We start from the raw sequence: 6,065 nt of genomic DNA, 5'->3' as shown, positions 1-6,065 counted from the left end.
CCTGCAGGAGATCCAGCAGGCCGGGTCTGGGTCTGGCGCTGCCTCACTCGGCCACCTCCTCCGGCGCCTCGGCCGGCTCGATCTGGTTCCAGTCGCTCAGGGCGTACTGCTGGGTGGCCCGGCCGTCGTCGACGGTGAGCGCGACCAGCTCGCCGTCGTCGTCCACCGTGAAGGAGTGCACCCGGGTGGCGTCGCCCTCGACCATTGCGGCGTCGGCGACCTCCTCGGGCACGGCGTAGCGGTAGGCCGTGCCGTCGTCCCAGTCGACCTCCTCGGCGCGCACCTCGGCGCCGTCGAGGGCGTCCGCCGCGGGGAAGCCCACCTGGTCGAGGAGGGCCTTCAGGGGCGGCTCCTGCCCCTCACCGGCCGGGACACGGCGCCACTGCGGGTCGGAGTACATCACCTGGACGTCGTCCGGGACGTCGGAGCCGTCCACGTCGACCCGGACGAACACATCCTCGCCGACCTGGCGGGACTCCATGGTGATGTGTGAGTCCCGGCCGACCTGCATGACGCCCTTCGACTCGGCGTCGCCGCCGTCGAGCCGGCCGGCGATGTCCCAGCGGACCGAGTGCGGGCCCTGACGGCCGGTGGTGTAGGCGGTCTCGAGTCGGACGGTCTCGGCCTCGTCCAACTGGGTGCGGGCCTGATGCCAGGCCTCCCCCGCCGACTGCGGCTCGGATGCGCACCCGGCCAAGGCCAGGGCGCCCACGACGCCGAGCCCGGCCGCGCGGACGGCACGTCTGCGCTGCATGTTCTCCTCCTGGGGCTGCTGCCGGCCGAGGCAGGGCGCCGCGGCCATTGGCGTCACCCTACCGGCGGCGCAGGGCGAAGGATGCGCCGTGGTGGTTCTGCGGCAGGTGGTCGCCGCGGCCGAAGAGCTTGTGGCGCAGCGTGCCGTCCGTGTACGCGGTCTTGTAGCGGCCGAGCTTCTGCAGCGCCGGCACCACGAACTCCACGACGTCCTCGAAGGCGCCCGGGGTGATGTGGTAGGCGAGGTTGAAGCCGTCCACGTCGGTCTCGTCGGCCCACTCGACGAGCTGACGGGCCGCGGACTCGCCGCCGCCCACGATCACGGGGCCGAAGCCGCCGATGCCCACCCATTCGGCGAGCTTGCGCACGGTCCACTCCTCATCCGTGCCGGAGGCCTTCTGGAAGGTCTCCACGGCGGACTGGATGGCGTTCGACTTCACGTCCCCGATCGGCTCGTCCAGGTCGTACTGGGACAGGTCGATGCCCATCCAGCCGGACATGAGCACGAGGCCGCCCAGCGGGTCCACGTACTGCGCCAGGTCGTCGTACTTGGCCCGCGCGTCCTCGTCGGTGGCCCCGGTGACGATCGTCTGCATCGCGAAGATCTTCACGTCGTACGGGTCACGGCCGGCGTCCACCAGGGCCTGGCGGATCTTCTTCACGGTGGCGGCCGCCAGCTCCTTCGTGGGGGAGTTGATGAACACGGCCTCGGCGTGCTTGCCGGCGAAGGCGCGGCCGCGCGTCGAGGCGCCGGCCTGGTAGATCACGGGGGTGCGCTGCACGGACGGCTCGGTGACGGCGTGGCCGGGCACGGTGAAGTACCGGCCCTCGTGGGCGATGTCGTGGACCTTGGCCGGGTCCGCGAACACGCCGGACTCCTTGTCGTAGACGACGGCGTCGTCCTCCCACGAGCCCTCGAGGAGCTTGTAGACGACGTCGAGGTACTCGTCGGCGTGCTCGTAGCGCTCGTCGTGCTCCATCTGGTCGTCCTGGCCCATGTTCTGGGCGGCGGAGGGCAGGTAGCCGGTGACCACGTTCCAGCCCACGCGGCCGCCCGTGAGGTGGTCGAGCGTGGCGAGGCGGCGGGCGAACGGGTAGGGGTGCTCGTAGGCGGTGCCGGCGGTGACGCCGAAGCCGAGGTGCTCGGTGACCGCGGCCATCGCGGAGACGAGCAGGAACGGGTCGTTCACGGGGGTCTGCGCGCCGGTCCTGATGGCGGCCTCGGAGGTGCCGCCGTACACGGAGTACGGGCCGAGGACGTCGGCGATGAACAGGCCGTCGAACAGGCCCTTCTCCAGCGTCTGCGCCAGGTGCGTCCAGTAGCCCAGGGTGTTGTAGTCCCGGGCGTGGTCGTCGGGGTGACGCCAGAGACCCGGGGACTGGTGGGCGACGCAGTTCATGTCGAATGCGTTGAAGAGGATCGCGCGGTGCTCGTCCGGGCGGGTGGGTGCTCCGGCCCCGGCGTTCTCGGCGGTGCTCATGGGTCTCCTTTCCAGGGCCGCCCGGTCGCAGGGGCGCGGCCGGGCGAGCGACGGTTCCGCACCATGCAACGCTGACGCGGCCGGCGGTGGAAGCCGGTCCGGCCCAGGGGTTCATGACGGCCCCGCCGGGCCCGGCCACGCGTCCGGCGCCCGGTTCGTGACATGCCCCGACCATGACGGAGGACACGTCCGCGGGCGGCGGCCCTGTTGCGGCCCAGTGGCACCCCAGCGCTGAGCCAGAGAAATCTGCTGCCTCCACCCTGCAGAGACGACCGAAACGTCTGGCTCGGCGCTGGGCTCGGGCCGTGACGGCCGGCCGGGCCAGGACCGGCGGCGCCCCCGGTGTGACGCCCGTGTGACCCTCCGGCGCCGGCGGCCGGGCGACCGCGCGGCCGACCGGGCCCGCGGTGGTCTACTGGCATCCGTATCCGTCCGACACCGACGACGAAGCGACGATGGGAGCCCTCCATGAGCGTGCACGCGCCTTCCCGTGCCACCGCCTCCACCCCGGTCCGGGACGAGGACCGCCACAGCCTCGACGTCGTCTTCCGCGGCGTCGGGCGCACGTTCCCCACCGCGGACGGACCACGCGTCGTCCTGCGCGACGTGGACCTGACCGTGGCGCCCGGCGAGGTGCTCGCCGTGATCGGCGCCTCCGGCTGCGGCAAGTCCACGCTGCTGCGCGCCGTGGCCGGCCTGGACCCGGACTTCGACGGAGAGCTGCTGATCGACGGCTCGCCCGTGCGACCCTACGACGAGCGCACCGCCGTCGGCTTCCAGGAGCCGCGCCTGCTGCCCTGGCGCACCCTGCGCCGCAACGTGGAACTCGGCCTGCCCCGGGAGCTGGACCGCGCCGCGGGCCGGGACCGCGTGCAGGAGCTGCTCGAGCTCGTGGGCCTCGCGCCCTTCGCGGAGCACCGCCCCCGGGAGGTCTCCGGCGGCATGGCCCAGCGGGCCTCGCTCGCCCGCGCCCTGGCGCGCCGCCCCGGCGTGCTGCTGCTCGACGAGCCCTTCGGCGCCCTCGACGCCCTGACGCGCCTGAAGATGCAGGACCTGCTGCTGGACGTGCACGCCGCCACCGGCACCACCGTCCTGCTCATCACCCATGACGTGGAGGAGGCCCTGCAGCTCGCCGACCGCGTGCTGCTGCTCGCCCGTGACGTCCCCGCGCCCGACGGCGGGGCCCGCCCCGGAGCGACCGTGGGGCGGATCGTGGACGTGCCGGGGGCCCGTCCCCGCGACCGCGCGGACGCCCGCCTGGCCCGGCTGCGCGCCGAGCTCCTCGAGGGCCTCGGCGTCGAGAGCCACGCCCGATGAGCGGCGCCGGCTCCGCACGCCTGACCCGTCGCACGGCGCTCGGCCTGCTGGCCGCGTCCCTGCCCCTGGGCCTGAGCGGATGCGTCCTGCAGGGTGAGGCGACGACCGGGCCGGTGAACGGTCCGGACACGCTGAGCATCGACTACGCCACCTACAACCCGCTCTCCCTCGTGATCCGCCACCAGGGATGGCTGGAGGAGACGCTCGCGCCCCGCGGCGTCCGGGTGAACTGGGTGTTCTCCGCCGGCTCCAACAAGGCCAACGAGCTCCTGCGCTCGAACTCCGTGGACATCGGGTCGACGGCCGGCTCGGCCGCGCTGCTGAACCGGGCCAACGGAGCGCCCACGCGCATCGTGGGCGTCGCCTCGCGGCCGGAGTGGTCCGCGCTCATGGTCCCGCCCGGCTCGGACATCACGGACGTCGCCCAGCTCGCGGGCCGCACGGTGGCCGCCACGCGCGGGACGGACCCGTACTTCTTCGCCGTGCAGGCGCTCGAGGCCGCCGGGGTGGACCCGGCCGACGTCGAGATCCAGAACCTGCAGCACGCCGACGGCCGCGCCGCCCTCGCCGGCGGATCGGTGGCCGCGTGGTCCGGGCTCGACCCGATCATGGCCAAGGCCGAGGCCGAGGGCGCCCGCTTCCTGTACCGGGACCTCGCCCTGAACACGTTCTCCGTCCTCAACGCCACGGAGTCCTTCCTCGAGGCGGACCCGGAGACGGCCCAGACCGTCCTGGACACGTACGAACGCGCCCGCGCCTGGGCGCTCGAGCACCCGGACGAGACCGTCGGGATCCTGGCCGAGGCCGCGAAGATCTCTCCCGACGTCGCCCGCACCGTGATCCTCGAACGCACCAACGCGGACGTCAGCCCCGTGCCGGGCCAGGAGCTGCTCGACGCCCTGACGGGGGTCGGACGGATCCTGGTCGGCACCGGGTCCGTCGACTACCAGCACCAGGTGGACGCCGCGCTGGCGAGCATCCTGGACACCCGTTTCGCCGAGGAGGCCATCCGATGAGCGCCGCCCTGACCACCCCCGCCGCGACGACGGGCCCCGAGGCGCGCGAGCGGTCGGGTCACGACGACGGCGACACAGGGGCGCGCCGACGGCAGCGGCCCCGGGTGCTGGACCGGCCCGGCGCCCGGGCGGTGGTGGGGCTGGCCGCGCCCGCTGTCCTCCTGGTGCTGTGGTGGGCGGTGACGGCCGCCGGGCTGCTCTCCGCGGTGCAGCTGCCCTCCCCCGGCGCGGTGCTGAGCGCCGGCGTCAACCTGCTGGAGCGGGGCGACCTGTGGCTGCACGTGGGGATCTCCACCCAGCGCGTGCTGCTGGGCTTCCTGCTCGGCGCCGCACTCGGGCTGGCCGTGGGGTCCGCGCTCGGGCTGTCCCGGTGGGCGGACGCGCTGTTCGCCCCGCTGATCGGGGCGCTGCGCGCGGTGCCCTCGCTGGCCTGGGTGCCGCTGCTGATCCTGTGGATGCAGATCGGCGAGGAGTCCAAGGTCACCCTCATCGCGATCGGCGCGTTCTTCCCGGTGTTCACCACCGTCTACGCCGCCCTGCGCCATGTGGACCCGCACCTGGTGGAGGCCGGTCGGGCCTTCGGCTACCACGGGCTGTCCCTGCTGCGGACGGTGCAGCTGCCCGCCGTGGTGCCGGCCGTGTTCTCCGGCCTGCGGCTGGCCCTGGCCCAGGCCTGGCTGTTCCTGGTGGCCGCGGAGCTGATCGCCTCCTCGATGGGCCTGGGCTTCCTGCTCACCGACTCGCAGAACAACGGACGCACGGACCGCCTGATCCTGGCGATCATCCTGCTCGCCGTGCTCGGCAAGCTCACCGACTGGCTGCTCGGCCTGCTGGAGCGCCGGGCCCTGCGCCGCTGGGCCTGAGCCCGGCACGTCCGGCCGCCCGGTCGTCGGGTCAGTCCCCCTCGGGGACCTCGCCGGCCGACGTGTAGGCGGTCGGCGGGGTGCCGTTCACGAGCCAGTCGCCGGCCATGCGCACCTTGAACGCCGCCGGGTCGTGGGTGGCGAGGGTGCGGGCGTTGCGCCAGTGCCGGTCGAGCCGCAGCGTGGCCGACGTCGCCGACGCGCCGAGCGTGTCGAAGATGCGGGTGCACACCTCGAGGACGGCCTCCGGCACCACGGCCTGGGCCCGGTACGCGGCCGCCATCGCCTCGGCGGACGCCGCCACGACGTCGGCCTCCGCCGGGCCGGCCCCGTCGGCGCCGTCCTGCCCCTCGTCGAGCAGCCGCCCGATCTCGCGCACCATCAGCTCGGCCGCGGCCTGCCGCCCGGCCAGCTGCCCCATGATCTCGAGGAGCTGGGGGTCGTCCTTGGGCAGCGCGGCCGTGCCGGTGTTGAAGGTGCGGCGCCGCTGCCGCAGCAGCTGCGTGCCCTCCGTGAGCGCCGCCCGGCCGATCCCGGCCTGCAGCGCCAGCAGGGTCGCCTCCATGAGCACGGGCACGGGCCCGTCCTGCCGCGGCACCTCGAGCAGCTCCTCGGCCGCGGCGTCGTCGAGCACC

General features: G+C 74.0%; 5 protein-coding genes and 1 pseudogene. 3 read left to right on the top strand and 3 right to left on the bottom strand.

What is annotated here, in order from left to right:
* Positions 1 to 43: 43 nt before the first annotated feature.
* Together SJ20_RS01420 and SJ20_RS01415 are read right to left on the bottom strand one after the other, a co-directional pair.
* The gene (locus tag SJ20_RS01420) at positions 44 to 754 is read right to left on the bottom strand and encodes a Tat (twin-arginine translocation) pathway signal sequence (RefSeq protein WP_225348884.1); all 711 of its coding nucleotides are present in this window, start codon (positions 752 to 754) and stop codon (positions 44 to 46) included.
* Positions 755 to 812: 58 nt separating this feature from the next.
* Positions 813 to 2,234 (bottom strand): LLM class flavin-dependent oxidoreductase, encoded by a 1,422-nt coding sequence (locus SJ20_RS01415; protein ID WP_020621436.1) that lies wholly within the window; start codon positions 2,232 to 2,234, stop codon positions 813 to 815.
* Positions 2,235 to 2,702: 468 nt separating this feature from the next.
* Between SJ20_RS01415 and SJ20_RS01410 the strand changes: the two genes are divergently transcribed.
* The 3 genes from SJ20_RS01410 to SJ20_RS01400 are packed head-to-tail and all read left to right on the top strand — an operon-like array spanning position 2,703 to position 5,430.
* Positions 2,703 to 3,551, top strand: a complete 849-nt coding sequence (locus tag SJ20_RS01410) for an ABC transporter ATP-binding protein (RefSeq protein ID WP_020621435.1) — start codon at positions 2,703 to 2,705, stop codon at positions 3,549 to 3,551.
* On the top strand, positions 3,548 to 4,567 hold the full coding sequence (locus SJ20_RS01405; protein WP_020621434.1) for an aliphatic sulfonate ABC transporter substrate-binding protein: 1,020 nt from the start codon (positions 3,548 to 3,550) through the stop codon (positions 4,565 to 4,567). Before SJ20_RS01410 ends, SJ20_RS01405 begins: the two co-directional genes overlap by 4 nt.
* Positions 4,564 to 5,430: an ABC transporter permease gene (locus SJ20_RS01400; protein WP_044658679.1), complete on the top strand. Its 867-nt coding sequence runs from the start codon at positions 4,564 to 4,566 to the stop codon at positions 5,428 to 5,430. The genes SJ20_RS01405 and SJ20_RS01400 overlap by 4 nt, the downstream gene beginning before the upstream one ends.
* 31 nt (positions 5,431 to 5,461) lie before the next feature.
* Here the strand turns inward: SJ20_RS01400 and SJ20_RS01395 are convergent.
* A pseudogene (locus tag SJ20_RS01395) lies at positions 5,462 to 6,065 on the bottom strand (acyl-CoA dehydrogenase); the annotation flags it as partial.

This window comes from Micrococcus sp. MS-ASIII-49, from assembly GCF_000946635.1.
In the GTDB taxonomy this organism is placed as follows: Bacteria; Actinomycetota; Actinomycetes; order Actinomycetales; family Micrococcaceae; genus Micrococcus; species Micrococcus luteus.
Note: the sequence above shows the minus strand (reverse complement) of the source record. Positions and strands in the feature narration are given on the sequence as shown.

Bases quoted from the DNA above. Each gene is read 5' to 3' on its own strand.
- SJ20_RS01420 (WP_225348884.1), bottom strand. From the start codon at position 754: ATGCAGCGCAGACGTGCCGTCCGCGCGGCCGGGCTCGGCGTCGTGGGC.
- SJ20_RS01415 (WP_020621436.1), bottom strand. From the start codon at position 2,234: ATGAGCACCGCCGAGAACGCCGGGGCCGGAGCACCCACCCGCCCGGAC.
- SJ20_RS01410 (WP_020621435.1), top strand. From the start codon at position 2,703: ATGAGCGTGCACGCGCCTTCCCGTGCCACCGCCTCCACCCCGGTCCGG.
- SJ20_RS01405 (WP_020621434.1), top strand. From the start codon at position 3,548: ATGAGCGGCGCCGGCTCCGCACGCCTGACCCGTCGCACGGCGCTCGGC.
- SJ20_RS01400 (WP_044658679.1), top strand. From the start codon at position 4,564: ATGAGCGCCGCCCTGACCACCCCCGCCGCGACGACGGGCCCCGAGGCG.